Genomic DNA, 18084 nt, shown 5'->3' with positions numbered 1-18084 from the left:
CTTGGGTGCGTCAAGTGACGCAGGCCACGGTTTCGCGGGCGCCCTCAGAGGGTGACCAGCATGGCGATCATGGCGATGCCCATGGAGAGCCGGGAGGCCATCGCGAGCTCGGGACGAGCACCCCAGGCGGGCGCCCGGCCGCCGGTTCCCGCAGCCCCGGTGGACACCGGCATCAACCGGACCCCGGTGCGCAGGACGTACGTCGCGTAGTAAAGGAGCAGCGCCCCGGTCAGGAGGGGTACGCCGCCGGGGGCGTACCCGGGTGTGTGACCAGTGCCCGGTGCCATCACCAGGGCCATGTAGACCATCGCCAGCGAGCCGACGAGATGGTGCAGATGGTGCGTACTCCCGCGGGCCTGCCACAGGGCGCGCAGGCCGGCGCCGCCGAAGACGGCGGCGTACAGCAACGGCGGGGCGGCCACCGCTGCAGGCACGGCCATGGCCGCCATGCCGAATCCCATCAGGGCATCGCTGCCCGCCTCTTTCCGGTGTTCCCCCATGCCGGTGTACATGCGCAGAACGCAGTACGCGCCGGTCGCCGAGCACAGCGCGACGAGCAGCCAGCTGGACAACGCCTGTCCGTGCACGGTGTACCTCCCCGTTCGACGGTGTCGTCCCGTCGATGCGATGCCCAGCGGTGGGGGGTCGTATGCGGGCGCGTGGGGGTGCGCGCGGGGTGTGTGGGGGAGCGTGGGCTTGTGCGGGTTGCCTGCGGCGCTACCCCGCGTCGAGTTCGACCGCGATCCCTCCCCGCAACAGCTCACGTGCCCGCTCCAGTGCCAAGGAGCCGCTCAGCCAGCGCTCGCTGAGCCCTTCGACGAGCGCGGTGAGCCGCTCCGCCGCGTCCTCCGCGTTCGCATCCGGCCGCACCGCCCGGATCGCCTCGGCGACATCGGTCACCCAGGACCGGGTGGAGCGCGCCAGAGCATCCCGCAGGTCGTCGCTCTCGAAGACCGCGCTGGCGCGGAGTTCACCCCAGGCGGTGCTGTTCTCCCGTACCCCGGGCGTGTCCTGGAGCTCCGTCAGCAGCATCTGTTCGAGCTCGCCGCGCGCATCATCGGCACGAGCGATCGCCTCGTCGGTGTAGGCGACGGCCCGGTCGCTGACGAAATCGAGGGTCCGGCGGATGAGACCGGACCGGTCCTTGAAGTGGTAGTAGATCAGCGCCGTGGACACCCCCGCCTCCGCGGCCAGCTGCTCGACACGCAGTCCCCGCACCCCGCTGCGGGCAATGACACGTACGGCCGCTTCCATGATCAGTACTTGACGGTCGGACGCCATGTCGACTCATCCACTCCTTGTCCACTCCCCGGACTCGCTGCGCCCCAGGCCTTGACCGGAATTTCAGTCAGCCTCGGTCGGCCCAGCCTAGCCGCTGGTCACGGCCGGTAGCGGAGGGGATGTTCCGCCGGTACCTCCACGACCGCGATGCGTACGCCGTCCGGATCGGCGATCCACATCTCGACCAGTCCCCAGGGCTCCTTCACCGGCGGCCGCAGCACATCGACGCCGTGCGCCGACAGTTCCTCGTACGCAGCTGTCGCGTCGGCGACCTGGAGCCACAGCTGGAGAGCGGGGGAGGGCGGCGTATCGGAACGTCCCGAGACCTCCAGGAAGCCGCCGCCGAGGAAGTACACGGTGCCGCGCTCGGGGCCCGTACCGAACTCGCGGTAGACGGCGAGACCCAGCGCCCCGCCGTAGAAGGCGCGGGAGCGCTCGGGGTCCGTGGGGCGGAGGAGTGTCCTGCTGCTCAGTACATGCACCATGCATCCGGACCTTAGCGGGCGTTAGGCTCAGGTCGCCCGACCTCCGCCGTACAGATCTGGAGAGCGCCTTTCATGGACACGACCCCGCGCCCGGCCGACGCAGAGCTCACCTTCCGCGACGCGACGGAAGCCGATGTCGACGTGCTGGTCGCGCTCATAGAGTCGGCGTACCGCGGGGACTCCAGCCGTTCGGGGTGGACGACGGAGGCGGACATCCTCGAAGGGCAGCGGACGGACCCCGAGGGCGTCCTCGATGTGATCAAGTCGCCGGACAGCCGACTGCTGACCGTCGAGCGGGACGGCGCGGTGGTCGCCTGCTGCCAGCTTGAACACCGGGGTGACGCCGCCTACTTCGGGATGTTCGCCGTCGCGCCGGGCCTGCAGGGCGGTGGCCTGGGGAGGGTGATCATCGCGGAGGCGGAGCGGACGGTGCGTGAGGCGTGGGGCGTGGGTGAGATGCACATGACGGTGATCTCGGTACGTGACGAACTCATCGCGTGGTACGAGCGGCGCGGCTACCGGCGGACGGGGCGGATGAGCCCGTTCCCGTACGGCGACGAGCGGTTCGGCGTGCCGCAGCGGGACGACCTCGCGTTCGAGCTGCTGGTCAAGACGCTGGGCGGGTAGGGGGCTGCGCCGCAGCAACCCGCACCCGCCCCGCCCACGCCCCGAGCCACCTCTACGCCGTGAACCGCCCCGTACGCCGAATCTCCGGGTAGTCCGTAGTCGCACCGTCCAGCTCCAGCGCCCGCACCAGCCGCAGATGATCCTGCGTATTCACCACCCAGCCGATGACCGCGAGACCCTCCCTGTGCGCACGCTCCACCGTCTCCAGCGTCAACCTCCGGATGTTCAGGGCGAGCGTCGCCGCGCCCACCGCCTTGGCGCGGTCCACCACATCGCCGCCCCAGCGGCTGGCGATCAGCGCGGTCCGTACGCCCGGCACCAGCGACGCGATCTCGGCAACCGCCTCGTCGTGGAACGACGACACCTCCACGCGCCCGGTCAGATCCCGCCGGTGCATGACCTCGGCGAGCGCCCGCGCCGCCGCCACGTCCTTGATCTCTGCCTGGAGCGGGGACTTCACGGCGTCGAGGACCTCCTCGAAGAGGGGAACGCGCTCGCCCTGCCCGGCGTCGAGTCCCCGCAGTTCCGCGAGGGTCAGGTCGGCGATCGCGCCCCTGCCGTCGGTCGTACGGTCCACCTCCGCGTCGTGCATGATCACGAGCGCGCCGTCCTTGCTCAGATGCAGATCCAGCTCGATCGCGTCCATGCCGGCCTGCTCGGCACGGACGAAGGAACGGAGGGTGTTCTCCGGCTCGACACCCATGACCCCACGGTGACCAATGGTGAGGAAACTCAAGGCAATCTCGCTTCCGTCGACGGCGGCTCCCGGGCAGCCTAACGGCCCTCTTCCCCGAGGGAACCCCGCTCGCAGGCGGAAGCGGACCGCTCCGCTCGGGCCCGGGCCGGGCCGACGCGAGCCGCGTCACCCTTGCGTGAGCGGACCCCTGGCGCTTTGACGCGGCAGTGTCGTCGACGTGCCCGGCGTCCCCAGCCCGTCCAGATCGGCCAGCATCGCCTCCGCCAGTTCCAGCTCGGCCAGATGCTGCCGCTCGCTCCAGCGCAGCGCCACCTGAGGATGTGCCCAGTCGGCGACGCCCCCCGCCCGCGCCAGAGCGTCCCGTACCTCTTTCAACTCGCCCCGCGTACGGGCGATGTGGTCCTCCACGCGCTCCCGCAGGCGCTCCGGGTCCGCCAGGTGACCAAGCCATACGCGCAGCACCAGCGGATGCTTGAGCACCGGCGGGCCCGTGTCCCCGGCGCTGTCCGCCCACTCGGCGAGCGCCGCCCGTCCCTCTTCGGTGATCGCGTACTGGCGTTTGGTGCGCGGCTCTTCGGGGCCCGAGCGCCGGGACGCCGCGTATCCGAGGGATTCGAGGCGCCGGAGCTCCGCGTAGATCTGGCTGACGGCGGGCGACCAGTAGAAGAAGCGCAGGGAGGCGTCCGCCCACTTCTTCAGCTCGTAGCCGGTCCGCTCACCCGGGAAGGAGAGCAGGCCGAGCACCGCCCATGCGGTCGGCGGCAGGTCGTCCGGGCCCGGGTCTTGCTTCCTCGATATCTGACGACTAGTCATATGACTGATTGAAATAAGCGCAGCCCCATGGACGCAACCCCCTGGAGGCACCGTGAAGTTCTCCGTCATCTTCGAGGCGCAACTGGCCGACCCCACCGTCGAGCGCGAGCATCAGGTCATCCGCGACAGCGTCGAACAGGCAGTGCTCGCCGAGAAGATGGGCTTCGACCGGATCTGGGCCGTCGAGCACCACTCCCTGAAGTGGTACGCGCACATGTCCGCCCCGGAGATCTTCCTGACCTGGGTGGCCGCGAAGACCACGACCATCCGCATCGGTCATGGCGTCGTCTGCATGCCGTTCCGCTTCAACCACCCGGCGCGCGTCGCCGAACGCGCCGCCATGCTCGACCTGCTCTCCGGCGGGCGGCTCGATCTGGGAGCCGGGCGCGGCGGTACGGAGCAGGAGACCTCGCTGTGCGGGGTCGACAGGGGCCGTACGACCCAGGAGGTCGAGGAGGCGCTGCGGATCATCGGCAGGGCGTGGCAGGAGGACGAGCTGGAGTACCACGGCGAGCTGATCGACATTGATCCGCATCCGATCCTGCCCCGGCCCGAGCAGACCCCGCACCCTCCGCTCTTCCTCGCGTGCAGCCGCACCGAGACCCTCACCCAGGCCGCCGAGCTCGGTATCGGCGCGCTGGTGATGGGCTTCGCGGGACCGGAGTCGATCGCCGGGATGCGTACCGCGTACGACGCCGCCGTCGCCGCCCGCACCCCGGAGCGGTTCGTGTCGAGCGTCGTCAACGACCACTTCTCGGTGCTCTGCCCGACAATCGTGCTCGACGACCGCGAGCGGGCGCGGCGCATCGGCGTACGCGGCCAGCGTTTCTTCGCCCAGTCCATCGGCCATTGGTACGGCGGCGCGGGCATCCCCGACGAGGCGGTCGTCGACGGCGCCGACGAGGCAGCCGAGATGCGCAGGGCCGCCGAGCAGGTCGTCGCGCGGCTGCACGAGCACGACATCCCGGTACGCCCCGCCTCCACGGCCACGTTCAACGCCGACCACGCGTACGGCACGGCGGACGACGCCATCGCCTATGTGGAACGGCTCCGCGACGCGGGCGCCGACGAAATCATGTGCTTGATCCAAATGGGCACCGTCCCGCAGGAGGCGTGCCTGGAAACGATCCGGCAGTGGGGCGAGAAAGTCATCCCGTACTTCAAGGAGAGCGGCGTCAAGGACGGCGGCTTCAGGGGCGGCGGCCGATGACAGGCGAAGCCGGCGACCGCCTGGCCCCCGATGCGCGGCAACTGGTCGACCTCATGACCTCCGCCTTCCCCGATCTGGGCGGCGCCGTCACCGACGCCGTCGAGGCCCGCCGCATGATCGACGCGTTGCCGAAGCCTCCTGTGGCGCCCCCGCAGGTCGGCTCGGTGGAGGAGCGGACCATTCCGGGCCCGGACGGGGCTCCCGGGATACCGGTACGGATCTACCGGCCCGACCCGCAGGCCGCGACGGGGCCCCGGCCCACCGTCGTCTTCTGCCACGGGGGCGGCTGGGTCATCGGCGGTCTGGACAGCCACGACATCACCGTCCGGGGCCTGTGCCGCGCCTCGGGCGCCGTGCTGGTCTCCGTCGACTACCGGCTCGCACCCGAGGCCCGGTTCCCCGCCGCCGTCGAGGACGCGTACGCCGCCCTGCTGTGGGCCGCCGGCCATGTGGGGGAGCTGGGCGGCGATCCGCGGGCGCTGGTCGTCGCGGGCGACAGTGCGGGCGGCACCCTGTCGGCCGTGGCTGCGCTCATGGCGAAGGAGCGCGGCGGCCCCGCCATCGCACTTCAGGCGCTCGTCTATCCAGCGGCCGACGCCGGGCAGGACACCGACTCGTACCGGAAGAACGCCACCGGCTACTTCCTGGGGGCGGCAGCGCTGCGCTGGTTCTGGGAGCAGTACCTGGGCCCGGAGGGCGACGGGGCCCATCCCTACGCCTCGCCGCTGCGGGCAGGCGACCTGGCGGGGCTACCGCCCGCGTACATCGTCACCGCGGGCTGCGATCCGCTCTGCGACGAGGGGCAGGCGTACGCGGAGAGGCTCCGGAGGGCCGGAGTGACGGTCGCAGAACGCCACTGTCCCGGGATGTTCCACGGCTTCTTCGGCTTCTCGGAAATCCTCGATGACGCCCGCGATGCCTTGACCGGAGTGGCAGAAGCCATCGCCAGTACGGCCAAGGGCAGGAAGAATCGCTGCGATCAAGGGGGCTGTGCAGGATAATTTACTGGGGTACCACTTGAGTGGGAGGGGTGAATACCTATACGGTGCCTTGACGCGAGGTTCTCCCGTGGAGGAAGTGACATGACGGAAATTCTTGTGCAGGACATAGCAGCCGGCGGCATATCCGACGCCCGGCGCGTGGTCGAGCACCTGGCCTGGCCCGAGCTCAAGAATGCCGTGGAGGAGATCCGGCCCTGGCAGTCGGCCGACGGCTCCATCGACTTCGACGCCGAAGGGGCGCCCTCCCGCGTCACCGCGGAGGCCACCCTCGACCGTGTGATCAACGCGGTCGAGAAGCTCGCCCCGCTGCTGGAGCACGACGCCGCGTACCACCGCGCCCTCGTGGCCGACCTGCGCAAGTGGGCCGACAGCGGCTTCGGCGTACCCGACTTCCTGGACTCGCTGCTCGCCTTCCAGCCCGCGCAGCAGCGCGCTGACGGCCTTCAGCACCTGGTCGTCTTCCCGATGTACACGCAGAACGGCAACCCCGACCGCAACCTCGAAGCGGTCGTGCTGCGCATGGTGTGGCCCGAGTGGCTTTCGGAGCTGGAGCGCACCCGTTACGACAACCCGCTCTTCCTCGGCATCACCTTCGAGGACTTCACCGCCGGGTACGACACCCACTCCGCGGTGCTCTTCCCGGAGACGATCGCCGTGCGCGAGGCCCCCGAGCGCTTCACCTGGGGCGGCATCTTCTGCGACCGCGAAGCGGCCCGCTTCCGCCGCGTCACCGAGGCCTCCGTGGAGATCCTCGGCCTCGAACTGCCCGAGGACATCCGGGCGATGGTCTCCGACCAGACCCGCTGCGAGCAGGCCTTCGTGCTGTGGGACATGGTCCACGACCGCACCCACAGCCACGGCGACCTGCCCTTCGACCCGTTCATGATCAAGCAGCGTCAGCCGTTCTGGATGTACGGCCTGGAGGAGCTGCGCTGCGACCTCACCGCCTTCAAGGAGGCCGTGAAGCTCGAAGCCGAGGGCAACGCGCACGGCCGTGACGTGCAGTACGCCGTGCTGTTCGACCGGATGTTCCGCTTCCCGGTCAGCGGCGACCGCGTCCGCAACTACGACGGCCTCGGCGGCCAGCTGCTCTTCGCGTACCTCCACAAGCACGACGTGGTGCGCTGGACCGACAACACGCTGAAGATCGACTGGGAGCGTGCCCCGCAGGTCACCAACCAGCTCTGCGCCGAGATCGAGGACCTCTACCGGGCGGGCATCGACCGCCCGAAGCTGGTGCACTGGTTCGCGGCGTACGACCTGGTCTCGACGTACCTGGCACCCCACCCGGGCTCGCGCTGGGCCAAGGGCCCTGATGCCCTGGACCTGTCGCTGCCCCCGCGCAAACTCGTCGACGACGTGCTTCCGGACGAGTTTCCGTTGAGCATGTTCTATGAGGCGCTTTCCAAGAAGCTGAAGAATGTGATCGCCTCGACCAAGGGGATCACCGCGAAGAGTGCCGAGCGGGTGGCCGCGTGAGCCCTCGCGCCCAGGAGGCGACGACCATGACCGCAAACACCACCGGCAACGGCAACGGAGGCCCGCTGGAGGGCGCCGTCATCGCGGTCGCCGGAGCCGGTGGGCCGGCCGGCCGTGCCGCACTGCTGACGCTCGCCGAGGCAGGGGCCGTCGTGGTGGCCTCCGACGCCGACGCGGCACGGCTCGCGGAGGCCGTCGACGCGGCCCGGTACGCCCACGGCGGCGCCACCGTCACCGGTGACATCGTCGACCTCCTCGACCTCGAAGCCACCCGGGACTGGGTCGACAAGACCGAGAAGGAATTCGGCCGCATCGACGGCATGGTCCACCTCGTCGGTGGCTGGCGCGGCGCGAAGTCCTTCACCGAGACCGACCTCGCGGACTGGGACTTCCTGGAGAAGCTCCTCATCCGTACCGTGCAGCACACCTCGATCGCCTTCCACGACGCGCTGCTGCGCAGCGACCGCGGCCGGTTCGTCCTGGTGAGCCAGTCCGGTGCGGCCAAGCCCACGGCGAACAATGCCGCGTACAACGCGGGCAAGGCCGCCGCCGAGGCATGGACCCTCGCGCTCGCCGACTCCTTCCGCAAGGTGGGGGGCGACGACGGTCCGCGGGCCGCGGCTGCCATCCTGATCGTCAAGGCACTGGTGCACGACGCGATGCGCGCCGAGCGCCCGAACGCGAAGTTCGCGGGCTTCACGGACGTCAAGGAACTGGCCGAGGCCATCGCCGGAGTCTGGGACAGGCCCGCCAGGGAAGTGAATGGACAGCGCCTGTGGCTGACCCCCAAGCCGTGAACCAGAACAACACGGCGAAGACCGACGCCCGTCGGCACCACGACCCGCTGGTACGTGGCTTCGCGAGCGACAACTACGCGGGTGCCCACCCCGAAGTTCTCGCCGCGATCGCCCTCGCCAACGGCGGCCATCAGGTCGCCTACGGCGAGGACGACTACACCGACCACCTCCAGCGGATCATGCACAGCCACTTCGGCCCGTTCGCCGAGGCGTTCCCCGTCTTCAACGGGACCGGCGCCAACGTGGTCGCCCTCCAGGCGCTCACGGACCGGTGGGGCGCGGTCATCGCCGCCGAGAGTGCGCACATCAACGTCGACGAGTGCGGCGCCCCGGAGCGGGTCGGCGGCCTCAAGCTGCTGACCGTACCGACGCCCGACGGCAAGCTGACGCCCGAGCTCATCGACCGGCAGGCGTACGGCTGGGAGGACGAGCACCGCGCCATGCCGCAGGTCGTCTCGATCACCCAGAACACCGAGCTGGGCACGGTCTACACACCGGACGAGATCCGGGCGATCTGCGACCACGCGCACCAGCACGGGATGAAGGTGCACCTCGACGGCGCCCGGATATCCAACGCGGCGGCCTCGCTCGACGTACCGCTGCGGACCTTCACCAACACCGTCGGCGTCGACATCCTGACCTTCGGCGGCACCAAGAACGGCATGGTCTTCGGCGAGGCCGTGGTCGTCCTCAACCCCGACGCGGTGCGCGCCATGAAGCACCTGCGCAAGATGTCGATGCAGCTCGCCTCCAAGATGCGTTTCGTATCGGTGCAGTTGGAGGCGATGCTCGCGCGCGACCTGTGGCTGCGCAATGCCCGCCACGCGAACGAGATGGCGCAGCGGCTCGCCGCCGGTGTCCGCACGGTGGACGGTGTCGAGATCCTCTACCCGGTGCAGGCCAACGCCGTCTTCGCGCGGCTGCCGCACGACGTCAGTGTGCGTCTGCAGGAGCGCTACCGCTTCTACTTCTGGGACGAGGCGGCGGGCGACGTCCGCTGGATGTGCTCCTTCGACACCTCGGAGGACGACGTCGACGGCTTCGTGCAGGCGCTGAAGGAAGAGATGGCCAGGTAGCCCGCGTACCCAGATAGCGCATAAATATGCGGTCGATCGGAAGATGATTGACTTCCGGTCGGCTGCGTCTTTATGCTCGGCCGCCATGGAGATGATCCAGGAAAGCCCAGCCCTTTCGGCCTACTTGGCGGCCGACGAGGCTGTCGACCATGAGCATCCGCTCGTACGGAACACGGCGGCGAAGCTTCGCGCCGAAGCGTCCGATGCATACGCATACGCCCAAGCGGCCTACGAGTTCGTACGCGACACCGTCCCGCACTCCTACGACACGGGCGACATGCGTGTCACCTGGCGTGCCTCCGACGTCCTCGCGCAGCGAAGCGGCATCTGCCACGCCAAGTCCCACGCCCTCGCCGCCCTGCTGCGCGCCGAGTCCATCCCCACCGCGCTCTGCTATCAGCGGCTCACGGACGACGATGGCTCGAACCCGATGGTCCACGGCTTGGTCGCCATCAAGCTCCCGGGGCGGAGTGCCTGGTCGCGGCAGGACCCGCGCGGCAACAAGCCCGGCGTCGACGCACAGTTCTCCCTCGACGGTGAGCGGCTGGCCTGGTCCGTGCGCCCGGAGTGCAGTGAAGTGGACTACCCGGTGTTGTATGCTGCACCACATCCGGCCGTCCTGCGCGCTCTGCGAGCCGCCCCGGACCGGCCGTACCTCTGGCGGACACTCCCCGTCGCACTCTGAACGCCCCCGAGGCAAGGCAGACATGACACTCACACTCACCGTGTCGGACGAGGTGCGGGCCCTCACCCCCGGCTTCACCCACCTCGCCGTCGAGGCCCACGGCCTGGTCAACGGGCCCAGCGACGCGAACAGTTCGGCCCTCCTCGACGACGCGACGCGATGCCTCGCCGAGCGCCTCGGCGGCCTCGCCCCGCACGAGGACCCGCACATGGCCGCCTGGCGTGCCGCGTACACGGCCTTCGGCACCAAGCCGTCCCGCAACCGCAACTCCGCCGAGGCGCTGGCCAGGCGCGCGCTGTCGGACGCCGGGCTGCCGCGCATCAATCTGCTCGTCGATCTCTACAACGCCATAAGCGTCGCCCACCTCATCCCGGTCGGCGGCGAGGACCTGGACCGGATCACGGGCGGCATGAGGCTCGTACGGGCCACCGGCGAAGAGCCCTTCGTCACGGTCGCGGGTGGCGAGGACGTCGTCGAGCACCCCGATGCGGGCGAAGTCGTCTGGTGCGACGACGAAGGCGTCACCTGCCGGCGCTGGAACTGGCGCCAGGGCGTCCGCACGCGCCTGACCGAGGAGTCGGTCAACGCCGTCTTCCTGCTGGAAAGCATGGCCCCCATGACAATCGGCGAGCTCCAGGCCGCAGGGGCCGAACTCGCCGAGTCGCTGGAGAAGCTGAGCCCCGGGGTGCGGATCACCGTCCGCTCCCCGGAGTAGCCCGCCGGAATGGATCAGGCCGTACGGACGGTCAGCCGGCCTCGCGCACCTGCGCGGCGGTCGGCGCCGTGCCGCCGAGGTGCGCCGGGACCCACCAGGTGTCCTCGGCGTTCTTCGGTCGTACGGGGTACGCGCGCTGAGCCGCTTCGAGCAGCTCCTGCACGCGCCCGCGCAGCCGCCGGGTTATGGCGCCCGCGTACTCGTCCTTGGGTGCGTCCATCGGCTCGCCGACGCGGATCGTCACCGGGATGTGGTTACGGCCGAAATTGCGCGGCTTGCCTTTGGTCCACAGGCGCTGCGTGCCCCACAGGGCCACGGGGATCATCGGCACCCCGGCCTCCTGTGCCATCCGGGCCGCACCCGACTTGAAGCTCTTCAGCGTGAACGACTCGGAGATCGTCGCCTCCGGGAAGACACCGATGACCTCGCCGGAACGCAGCGAGTCGAGAGCGTGCGCGTACGCGGTCTCACCCTGCTTGCGGTCCACCGGAATGTGCTTCATGCCGCGCATCAGCGGCCCGCCGATCTTGTGCCGGAAGACCGCTTCCTTCGCCATGAAGCGCACCAGGCGCTTCTGCGGCAGCGCGCCGAGTCCGGCGAAGATGAAGTCGAGGTAGCTGATGTGATTGCTCACCAGCACGGCGCCACCGGTGCGGGGGACGTTTTCAGAACCCTGCGTGTCGATCTTCAGGTCCAGCGCCTTGAACAAGGTACGTGCGGCACCGATGACCGGTCGATAGACGAGTTCTGCCATGTCAGGGGTGACCCTTCTGTGCCCGGGGAGGGCTCTCCCGGCGGAAGTTACGCAGCCGTAGGTTTAGCGGCGTTGGGCAGATCGTGCCCCATGAGCGCCCGAGTAGCCAGCCCTGAGGTCTTTCATGCGCGAGATTCTCGTCACGTAGGGAAAGTGCGGGAATCGTCTTCATGCCGTGAATGCTGGAAAGGGACACGTCAGAACAAGGGGAGGCAGCGGGTGTCAGGGCACGACGGCGGTAGGAAACTGGGTGCGGCCGAGATCGGTGCGGAGCCGGGGGAGCGGGCGACTCTCGTCCAGTTCTCCACCGCGTTCTGCCAGCCCTGCCGGGCGACCCGGCGGACCCTCGCCGAAGTCGCCGGCATGGTCGAGGGAGTGGCCCATGTGGAGATCGACGCGGAGGCGCGGCTCGATCTCGTACGGGAGCTGGGCATCGTAAGGACGCCGACCGTGCTGGTGCTCGACGCGGACGGGCGAGTCGTGCGCAGGGCTTCGGGGCAGCCGCGCCGCGCCGATGTCCTCGCGGCACTTGGCAGGGCCGTATGACCAGGGCAGCCCAGGTGGGCTCTCCAGAACTGCTGCGCTCGGTCTTCAGGCAGCACGCCGCCGGTGTCGCGGTGATCACCGCGCAGGGCTCGCGCCCCGTCGGTTTCACCGCCACCTCGCTCAACTCGGTCGCCGCCGATCCGCCGATGGTCTCCTTCGGAGTGGGCACAGGCTCGTCCAGCTGGCCGGTGCTGGCCGAGGCCGAGCACATCGGCGTCCACATACTGGCCGAGGAGCAGCGGGGCCTGGCGGCCACCTTCGCCCGCAGTGGCGCCGACCGTTTCGCGCCGCCCACCAGCTGGCGTACGGGACCCGAGGGGGTGCCCGTGCTCGACGGCGTACTGGCGTGGCTGGTGTGCCGTGTGGTGGCGCGCGTGCCCGCGGGGGATCATCGGATCGTGCTCGGCCAGGTTGTTGCCGGAGACCCTGCGGGACACGGCCGGCCGCTGCTCTATCACCAAGGTCGCTTCAACGCGCTGAGGGACTGAGAGTTCCCGCTGCCTTCCGATTACGCAGCGTTGGCAAGGTCACAGTTCAAAGCGCTTGCTTACAGGGAAAGAGCTGGGTGTACTGACGAGTAATATTCCAGTCGGCGCGGGGTCCGCCCCGACCGGGATCCGCCCCTTCAGGCGCCTATGCTGCCTGCAACGAGGCAGTCAAGAAATAGACGATGCAGTAGGAGAGCCGGCGTGAGCTTGAGGATCGTTGTCTGTGTGAAGTACGTGCCCGACGCCACCGGCGACCGGCACTTCGCCGATGACCTGACCGTCGACCGCGACGACGTCGACGGCCTGCTGTCGGAGCTCGACGAGTACGCCGTCGAGCAGGCGCTGCAGATCGCCGACGAGGCCGACGACGCGGAGATCACCGTGCTGACCGTCGGCCCCGAGGACGCCAAGGACGCCCTGCGCAAGGCGCTGTCCATGGGCGCCGACAAGGCCGTCCACGTCGAGGACGACGACCTGCACGGCAGTGACGTCATGGCCACCTCGCTGGTGCTCGCCAAGGCCATCGAGAAGACCGGCTACGACCTGGTCATCGCCGGTATGGCGTCGACCGACGGCGGCATGGGTGTCCTCCCGGCGATCCTGGCCGAGCGCCTGGGCGTCCCGCAGGTCACGCTGCTCTCCGAGGTCTCCGTCGAGGGTGGCGTCGTGAAGGGCCGCCGCGACGGCGACACCGCGAGCGAGCTGCTGGAGGCCTCCCTGCCGGCCGTCGTGTCCGTGACGGACCAGTCGGGCGAGGCCCGCTACCCGTCCTTCAAGGGCATCATGGCCGCCAAGAAGAAGCCGGTGGAGTCCCTGGACCTGGACGACCTGGACATCGACGCCGACGAGGTCGGCCTCGAAGGTTCCTGGACCAAGGTCGACTCCGCCACGGAGCGTCCGGCGCGCACCGCCGGCACGATCGTCAAGGACGAGGGCGAGGGCGGCAAGCAGCTCGCGGAGTTCCTCGCGGGCCAGAAGTTCATCTAGGACTCGTACGCCCCCTCAAACGCCCCCAGATTCTTCGCACTCGCAGGAGATTGAAGTCCCATGGCTGAAGTTCTCGTCTACGTCGACCACGTGGACGGCGCCGTCCGCAAGCCCACCCTTGAGCTGCTGACGCTCGCCCGCCGTGTCGGCGAGCCCGTCGCCGTCGCCCTCGGCTCCGGTGCCGAGGCCACCGCCGCGGTGCTCGCCGAGCACGGCGCCGTGAAGGTCCTCACCGCCGACGCCCCGGAGTTCGCCGACTACCTCGTCGTACCGAAGGTGGACGCGCTCCAGGCCGCGTACGACGCCGTGTCGCCGGCCGCCGTACTCGTCCCGTCCTCCGCCGAGGGCAAGGAGATCGCGGCCCGCCTCGCGGTCCGTATCGGCTCCGGCATCATCACGGACGCCGTCGACCTGGAAGCGGGCGACGAGGGTCCGGTGGCCACGCAGGCCGTGTTCGCCGCCTCGTACACCACCAAGTCCCGTGTCTCCAAGGGCACCCCGGTCATCACCGTGAAGCCGAACTCGGCGCCGGTCGAGGCCGCCCCGGCCGCGGGCGCCGTCGAGGCGCTCGCCGTCTCCTTCGGTGAGAAGTCCACCGGCACCAAGGTCGTCTCCCGCACCCCGCGCGAGTCGACCGGCCGCCCCGAGCTGACCGAGGCCGCGATCGTGGTCTCCGGCGGCCGCGGCGTCAACGGCGCCGAGAACTTCCACGTCATCGAGGAGCTCGCCGACTCGCTCGGTGCCGCTGTCGGCGCCTCGCGCGCCGCCGTGGACGCCGGCTGGTACCCGCACTCCAACCAGGTCGGCCAGACCGGCAAGTCGGTCTCCCCGCAGCTGTACATCGCCTCCGGCATCTCCGGCGCGATCCAGCACCGGGCCGGCATGCAGACCTCGAAGACCATCGTGGCCATCAACAAGGACGCCGAGGCCCCGATCTTCGACCTCGTCGACTACGGCGTGGTCGGCGACCTGTTCGCGGTCGTCCCGCAGCTGACCGAAGAGGTCAAGGCCCGCAAGGGCTGACCTGCGGAAGTCCGCGAGAAGTCGGAAAGAGCCGGGGCCGCGTGGTGATCTTCACCGCGCGGCCCCGGCCGCTTTCCGGAGACCATTGACGCAGGTCATGACCGACCATTAACTTCGCCATGCGGATTGTTGATTCCGTGAAGCGGAAAACTGGAGGGTTGGAATGGGTCAGCAGGAGAAGGTGGCGACGAGCCTCACAGGCGCGGTCAGCGAGGGCATCAGCGCGTCCCTCGTACCGGTCGACGAGGAGCTCGCCCGCCGGTACCCCGGAGACCCAGGGACCCGGCAGCCCGTCCACACGGTCTACGTCCCCGGCGACGTCTTCGCCGCCGACACCATCCGCAGCTGGGGCGACCAGGCCCTCGCCGCCCTCGACGAGCACGCGCCGGACGCCGCGTCGCTCGCCGCCGTCCTCGGCCTCTCCGACGAGCTCGCGGGGCCGGTCTACGACCGCGTACGGGCCAAGCTTGAGCGGGAGCCCATCGAGGACCTGCGCGTCGACTTCGAGGACGGCTACGGCGGCCGCACCGACGCCGACGAGGACGCCCACGCGGCCCGCGCCGCACGGCTGATCAGCGAGGCGTACAGGAACGGCACGGCAGCGCCGTACATGGGCATCCGCATGAAGTGCATGGAGGCGGCCGTACGCGACCGCGGCATCCGCACCCTCGACATCTTCCTCACCGGCCTGATGGAGGCCGGCGGCCTGCCCGACGGGCTCGTCCTCACGCTCCCCAAGGTGACGTACCCCGAGCAGGTCACCGCGATGGTGCGCCTCCTCGAAGAGTTCGAGAAGGCGCGCGGCCTGGACGCGGGCCGGATCGGCTTCGAGATCCAGATCGAGACCAGCCAGTCCATCCTCGCCGCCGACGGCACCGCCGCCGTGGCGCGGATGATCGGCGCCGCCGAGGGCCGCGCCACCGGACTGCACTACGGCACGTTCGACTACAGCGCCTGCCTCGGCGTCAGCGCCGCCTACCAGGCCAGCGACCACCCCGCCGCCGACCACGCCAAGGCGATCATGCAGGTCGCGGCCGCCGGCACCGGCGTACGCGTGTCCGACGGCTCCACCAACGTCCTGCCGGTCGGCTCCACGGAGCACGTCCACGAGGCCTGGCGGCTCCACTACGGCCTCACCCGCCGCGCCCTGGCCCGCGCCTACTACCAGGGCTGGGACATGCACCCGGCCCACATCCCGACCCGGTACGCGGCCGTGTTCGCGTTCTACCGCGAGGGGTACGAGCAGGCCGCCGCGCGCCTCGCCGCGTACGTCAACCACGCGGGCGGCGACGTCATGGACGAGCCCGCCACCGCCAAGGCGCTCAGCGGCTACCTGCTGCGCGGCATCGACTGCGGCGCCCTGGACACCGCCGAGGTCGCCCGGCTCACCGGCCTGACCCGCGCGGACCTCGACGCCTTCGCGTCGCCGCGCCGCGGCGACCTCACGGCCACGGCCAAGTAGCGGCCGCAGCAAGTGGCGGCCACGGCCCGGTAACAGCCGCCGACACCCCGAATCCGGTGTCACAGCTGCCCCGTACTCTGTACGCGTCCACACACGCGACACAGGAACGGGGCAGCGGTGTCTTCGGGGGAGAACGAGCGGATCGCCGGCCGCTACCGGGTCGTCGAGCAGCTCGGCCGGGGTGGGATGGGCGTCGTCTGGCGGGCCGTCGACGAGGTGCTGGGCCGTGAGGTCGCGGTCAAGGAACTGCGGACGTACAACGATGCCTCCGCGCCCGAACTGTCCGGTCTGCGGGTGCGCATGCAGCGCGAGGCGCGAGCCGCCGCGCGCGTGCGCCACCCCGGAGTCATCGCCGTGCACGACGTCGCCGACCACGACGGACGCCCGGTCATCGTCATGGAGCTCATCGACGGCCCTTCGCTGGACGACGTACTGAACGAGCGAGGCGTCCTGGAGCCGCGCGAGGCGGCGTCCATCGGCGTGAAGGTGCTGGAGGCGCTGGGCGCCGCCCACCGTGCCGGAGTGCTGCACCGCGACGTCAAGCCGGGCAATGTGCTGCTGGAGCCCGGCGGACGGGTGGTCCTCACCGACTTCGGGATCGCCGCGATGGACGACCCGGGCGACGGCTCCACCACCCATCTCACGCGCAGCGGCGAACTGGTCGGCTCCCTCGACTACTTGGCGCCCGAGCGTGCCCAGGGCCACGAACCGGGGCCCGCCTCGGACGTGTGGGCGCTCGGCGCGACGCTGTACGCGGCGGTGGAGGGCGGCTCGCCGTTCCGCCGTACGTCGACCTGGTCGACGCTGACCGCGATCGTCCAGGAGCCGCTGCCGGAGCCGCAGCGCTCGGGGCCGCTCGGGCCCGTACTCCAGAAGCTGATGCACAAGGACCCGGCGCAGCGGCCCGACGCGGCAGAGGCGGCCCGGCTGCTGGCGGCGGTGGCGGCCGGCGAGGACACGACGGCCACCGCGGCGCTGGGCGGTGTCCGGCAGACGCAGGGCGGCCCCGGGTCGCAGGGTGCGCCGAGGGAGGCCACGGTGCGCGATGTGCTGCCGCACCGGCCCGAGGGGTTCGGCCCCGCGATGGGCCGGCAGCAGGCGCCGCCAGGACCGGGTCCCGTCGCGCCGGCCCCTACCCCCGCTCCCGCTGCCCAGCCCGCGACTCCGGAGCGGCGGCCGGGGCGCGGCAAGGTCCTGGTGGCGGCGGGTGTCGCGGCTGCGCTGCTCGCGGGAGGCGGCGTGACGTACGCCCTCACCGACCGTACGGAACAGACGTCCGGCGAGCTGGCGAACGGCTCGGGGGAGAGCGCGTCGCCCGGCAGCGACGAGCGTGAACCCGGAGACGGCGAGCGTTCCGCGACGAAGATGCCGACCAGCGCCGCGCCCTCCGGGCAAGCCGCCGACAAGACGCCGGGCAAGGACGCGAAGCCGCCCGCGAAGGGCGACGACGGCAAGGACTCCCGGGACTCGGGCGGATCGGACGGCGGTTCCGACGACGGCGATTCGGATACGTCCGGCTCCTCCGGCGGCTCGGACACGTCAGGGGGCTCGGGCGATTCGGGCGGCTCGACGAGCGGCGGCTCGGGCAGCGGCGGTTCCACGACCACGACCGGCGGCGGGGACCCCGGCACCCCGGCTCCGGAGCCGGCCTGCCACTCCATCGGCGCGGGCAAGTACAACTGCACCGTCTGGCAGACCGCGAAGTCCTACACGGCGTCCGGCACCGAAGTCGGCGTCCTGAACGCCGGCACCAATTACTTTTACTGCCAGCAGAACCTCGGCCGCAGGGAGACCTCCGGCCAGTGGACGAACGTCTGGTGGGCCAAGACCGACGACGACAGCGGCAACACCAACGTCTTCGTCAGCGATGTCTACATCAAGGGCGGCGACAACGACCAGCCGGTGCCCGGCCTCCCCGTCTGCTGAGGCCGCGCAACGGTACGGCGGTCCGGCCACCC

At 70.3% G+C, this 18084-nt stretch carries 20 protein-coding genes; 14 read left to right on the top strand and 6 right to left on the bottom strand.

Annotated features, from left to right (window positions below; translation table 11 throughout):
- Nucleotides 1–44 precede the first annotated feature (44 nt).
- The 3 genes from PXH83_RS00350 to PXH83_RS00340 all read right to left on the bottom strand — a co-directional run bounded on the left by PXH83_RS00350 (nt 45) and on the right by PXH83_RS00340 (nt 1766).
- The gene (locus PXH83_RS00350; RefSeq protein WP_274555326.1) at nt 45–587 is read right to left on the bottom strand and encodes a DUF5134 domain-containing protein; all 543 of its coding nucleotides are present in this window, start codon (nt 585–587) and stop codon (nt 45–47) included.
- Nucleotides 588–717: 130 nt separating this feature from the next.
- Nucleotides 718–1281 carry a TetR/AcrR family transcriptional regulator gene (locus PXH83_RS00345; protein WP_274555323.1) on the bottom strand — a complete coding sequence of 188 codons (564 nt, stop codon included), beginning with the start codon at nt 1279–1281 and terminating at the stop codon, nt 718–720.
- A 98-nt stretch (nt 1282–1379) separates the two neighbouring features.
- Complete coding sequence (locus PXH83_RS00340; protein WP_274555321.1) at nt 1380–1766, bottom strand: VOC family protein; 387 nt, start codon at nt 1764–1766, stop codon at nt 1380–1382.
- 72 nt (nt 1767–1838) lie between these two features.
- Between PXH83_RS00340 and PXH83_RS00335 the strand changes: the two genes are divergently transcribed.
- The gene (locus PXH83_RS00335; RefSeq protein WP_274555319.1) at nt 1839–2393 is read left to right on the top strand and encodes a GNAT family N-acetyltransferase; all 555 of its coding nucleotides are present in this window, start codon (nt 1839–1841) and stop codon (nt 2391–2393) included.
- A 52-nt stretch (nt 2394–2445) separates the two neighbouring features.
- Here the strand turns inward: PXH83_RS00335 and PXH83_RS00330 are convergent, their stop codons facing one another.
- Nucleotides 2446–3129: a glycerophosphodiester phosphodiesterase gene (locus tag PXH83_RS00330; RefSeq protein ID WP_274555317.1), complete on the bottom strand. Its 684-nt coding sequence runs from the start codon at nt 3127–3129 to the stop codon at nt 2446–2448.
- Nucleotides 3130–3255: 126 nt separating this feature from the next.
- Nucleotides 3256–3903: a PadR family transcriptional regulator gene (locus PXH83_RS00325; protein ID WP_274555315.1), complete on the bottom strand. Its 648-nt coding sequence runs from the start codon at nt 3901–3903 to the stop codon at nt 3256–3258.
- A gap of 52 nt (nt 3904–3955) precedes the next feature.
- Here PXH83_RS00325 and PXH83_RS00320 point away from each other — a divergent pair, with 52 nt between their 5' ends.
- From PXH83_RS00320 to PXH83_RS00290, 7 genes are all read left to right on the top strand, one after another.
- Entirely contained in the window at nt 3956–5113 is a 1158-nt protein-coding gene (locus tag PXH83_RS00320) for an LLM class flavin-dependent oxidoreductase (RefSeq protein WP_274555313.1), read from the top strand.
- Entirely contained in the window at nt 5110–6114 is a 1005-nt protein-coding gene (locus PXH83_RS00315) for an alpha/beta hydrolase (protein WP_274555311.1), read from the top strand. Before PXH83_RS00320 ends, PXH83_RS00315 begins: the two co-directional genes overlap by 4 nt.
- Before the next feature lie 81 nt (nt 6115–6195).
- On the top strand, nt 6196–7593 hold the full coding sequence (locus PXH83_RS00310; protein ID WP_274555309.1) for a DUF6421 family protein: 1398 nt from the start codon (nt 6196–6198) through the stop codon (nt 7591–7593).
- 26 nt (nt 7594–7619) lie between these two features.
- Nucleotides 7620–8390, top strand: coding sequence for an SDR family oxidoreductase (locus PXH83_RS00305; protein ID WP_274555306.1), 771 nt, complete (start codon nt 7620–7622; stop codon nt 8388–8390).
- Entirely contained in the window at nt 8387–9466 is a 1080-nt protein-coding gene (locus PXH83_RS00300) for a threonine aldolase family protein (protein WP_274555305.1), read from the top strand. Before PXH83_RS00305 ends, PXH83_RS00300 begins: the two co-directional genes overlap by 4 nt.
- 85 nt (nt 9467–9551) lie before the next feature.
- Nucleotides 9552–10151, top strand: coding sequence for a transglutaminase-like domain-containing protein (locus PXH83_RS00295; protein WP_274555303.1), 600 nt, complete (start codon nt 9552–9554; stop codon nt 10149–10151).
- Between the two features lie 22 nt (nt 10152–10173).
- Nucleotides 10174–10866 carry a B3/B4 domain-containing protein gene (locus tag PXH83_RS00290; protein ID WP_274555300.1) on the top strand — a complete coding sequence of 231 codons (693 nt, stop codon included), beginning with the start codon at nt 10174–10176 and terminating at the stop codon, nt 10864–10866.
- Between the two features lie 31 nt (nt 10867–10897).
- Here PXH83_RS00290 and PXH83_RS00285 read toward each other — a convergent pair whose 3' ends face one another.
- The gene (locus PXH83_RS00285) at nt 10898–11620 is read right to left on the bottom strand and encodes a lysophospholipid acyltransferase family protein (RefSeq protein ID WP_274555298.1); all 723 of its coding nucleotides are present in this window, start codon (nt 11618–11620) and stop codon (nt 10898–10900) included.
- Nucleotides 11621–11839: 219 nt separating this feature from the next.
- On the opposite strand from PXH83_RS00285, the gene PXH83_RS00280 reads away from it, so the two are divergent.
- The 6 genes from PXH83_RS00280 to PXH83_RS00255 all read left to right on the top strand — a co-directional run bounded on the left by PXH83_RS00280 (nt 11840) and on the right by PXH83_RS00255 (nt 18052).
- On the top strand, nt 11840–12166 hold the full coding sequence (locus PXH83_RS00280; RefSeq protein WP_274555296.1) for a TlpA family protein disulfide reductase: 327 nt from the start codon (nt 11840–11842) through the stop codon (nt 12164–12166).
- A complete protein-coding gene (locus PXH83_RS00275) occupies nt 12163–12654 on the top strand; it encodes a flavin reductase family protein (protein ID WP_274555294.1) in 492 nt (163 codons plus the stop codon). Before PXH83_RS00280 ends, PXH83_RS00275 begins: the two co-directional genes overlap by 4 nt.
- A 201-nt stretch (nt 12655–12855) precedes the next feature.
- Nucleotides 12856–13641: an electron transfer flavoprotein subunit beta/FixA family protein gene (locus PXH83_RS00270; protein ID WP_274555291.1), complete on the top strand. Its 786-nt coding sequence runs from the start codon at nt 12856–12858 to the stop codon at nt 13639–13641.
- A gap of 60 nt (nt 13642–13701) precedes the next feature.
- Nucleotides 13702–14664: an electron transfer flavoprotein subunit alpha/FixB family protein gene (locus tag PXH83_RS00265; protein ID WP_214922807.1), complete on the top strand. Its 963-nt coding sequence runs from the start codon at nt 13702–13704 to the stop codon at nt 14662–14664.
- A gap of 163 nt (nt 14665–14827) precedes the next feature.
- Nucleotides 14828–16126, top strand: a complete 1299-nt coding sequence (locus tag PXH83_RS00260) for a DUF6986 family protein (RefSeq protein ID WP_274555288.1) — start codon at nt 14828–14830, stop codon at nt 16124–16126.
- A gap of 117 nt (nt 16127–16243) precedes the next feature.
- Nucleotides 16244–18052, top strand: coding sequence for a serine/threonine-protein kinase (locus PXH83_RS00255; protein WP_274555285.1), 1809 nt, complete (start codon nt 16244–16246; stop codon nt 18050–18052).
- The last annotated feature ends 32 nt before the right edge of the window (nt 18053–18084 follow it).

It is taken from the genome of Streptomyces spiramyceticus (assembly GCF_028807635.1).
Taxonomy (GTDB): Bacteria; Actinomycetota; Actinomycetes; order Streptomycetales; family Streptomycetaceae; genus Streptomyces; species Streptomyces spiramyceticus.
The sequence above is the reverse complement of the archived record's forward strand: the minus strand, read 5'-3'. Positions and strand labels throughout refer to the sequence as shown.

Bases quoted from the DNA above. Each gene is read 5' to 3' on its own strand.
- PXH83_RS00325 (WP_274555315.1), bottom strand. From the start codon at position 3,903: ATGACTAGTCGTCAGATATCGAGGAAGCAAGACCCGGGCCCGGACGAC.
- PXH83_RS00260 (WP_274555288.1), top strand. From the start codon at position 14,828: ATGGGTCAGCAGGAGAAGGTGGCGACGAGCCTCACAGGCGCGGTCAGC.
- PXH83_RS00290 (WP_274555300.1), top strand. From the start codon at position 10,174: ATGACACTCACACTCACCGTGTCGGACGAGGTGCGGGCCCTCACCCCC.
- PXH83_RS00345 (WP_274555323.1), bottom strand. From the start codon at position 1,281: ATGGCGTCCGACCGTCAAGTACTGATCATGGAAGCGGCCGTACGTGTC.
- PXH83_RS00285 (WP_274555298.1), bottom strand. From the start codon at position 11,620: ATGGCAGAACTCGTCTATCGACCGGTCATCGGTGCCGCACGTACCTTG.
- PXH83_RS00305 (WP_274555306.1), top strand. From the start codon at position 7,620: ATGACCGCAAACACCACCGGCAACGGCAACGGAGGCCCGCTGGAGGGC.
- PXH83_RS00310 (WP_274555309.1), top strand. From the start codon at position 6,196: ATGACGGAAATTCTTGTGCAGGACATAGCAGCCGGCGGCATATCCGAC.
- PXH83_RS00295 (WP_274555303.1), top strand. From the start codon at position 9,552: ATGGAGATGATCCAGGAAAGCCCAGCCCTTTCGGCCTACTTGGCGGCC.
- PXH83_RS00315 (WP_274555311.1), top strand. From the start codon at position 5,110: ATGACAGGCGAAGCCGGCGACCGCCTGGCCCCCGATGCGCGGCAACTG.
- PXH83_RS00335 (WP_274555319.1), top strand. From the start codon at position 1,839: ATGGACACGACCCCGCGCCCGGCCGACGCAGAGCTCACCTTCCGCGAC.
- PXH83_RS00340 (WP_274555321.1), bottom strand. From the start codon at position 1,766: ATGGTGCATGTACTGAGCAGCAGGACACTCCTCCGCCCCACGGACCCC.
- PXH83_RS00265 (WP_214922807.1), top strand. From the start codon at position 13,702: ATGGCTGAAGTTCTCGTCTACGTCGACCACGTGGACGGCGCCGTCCGC.
- PXH83_RS00275 (WP_274555294.1), top strand. From the start codon at position 12,163: ATGACCAGGGCAGCCCAGGTGGGCTCTCCAGAACTGCTGCGCTCGGTC.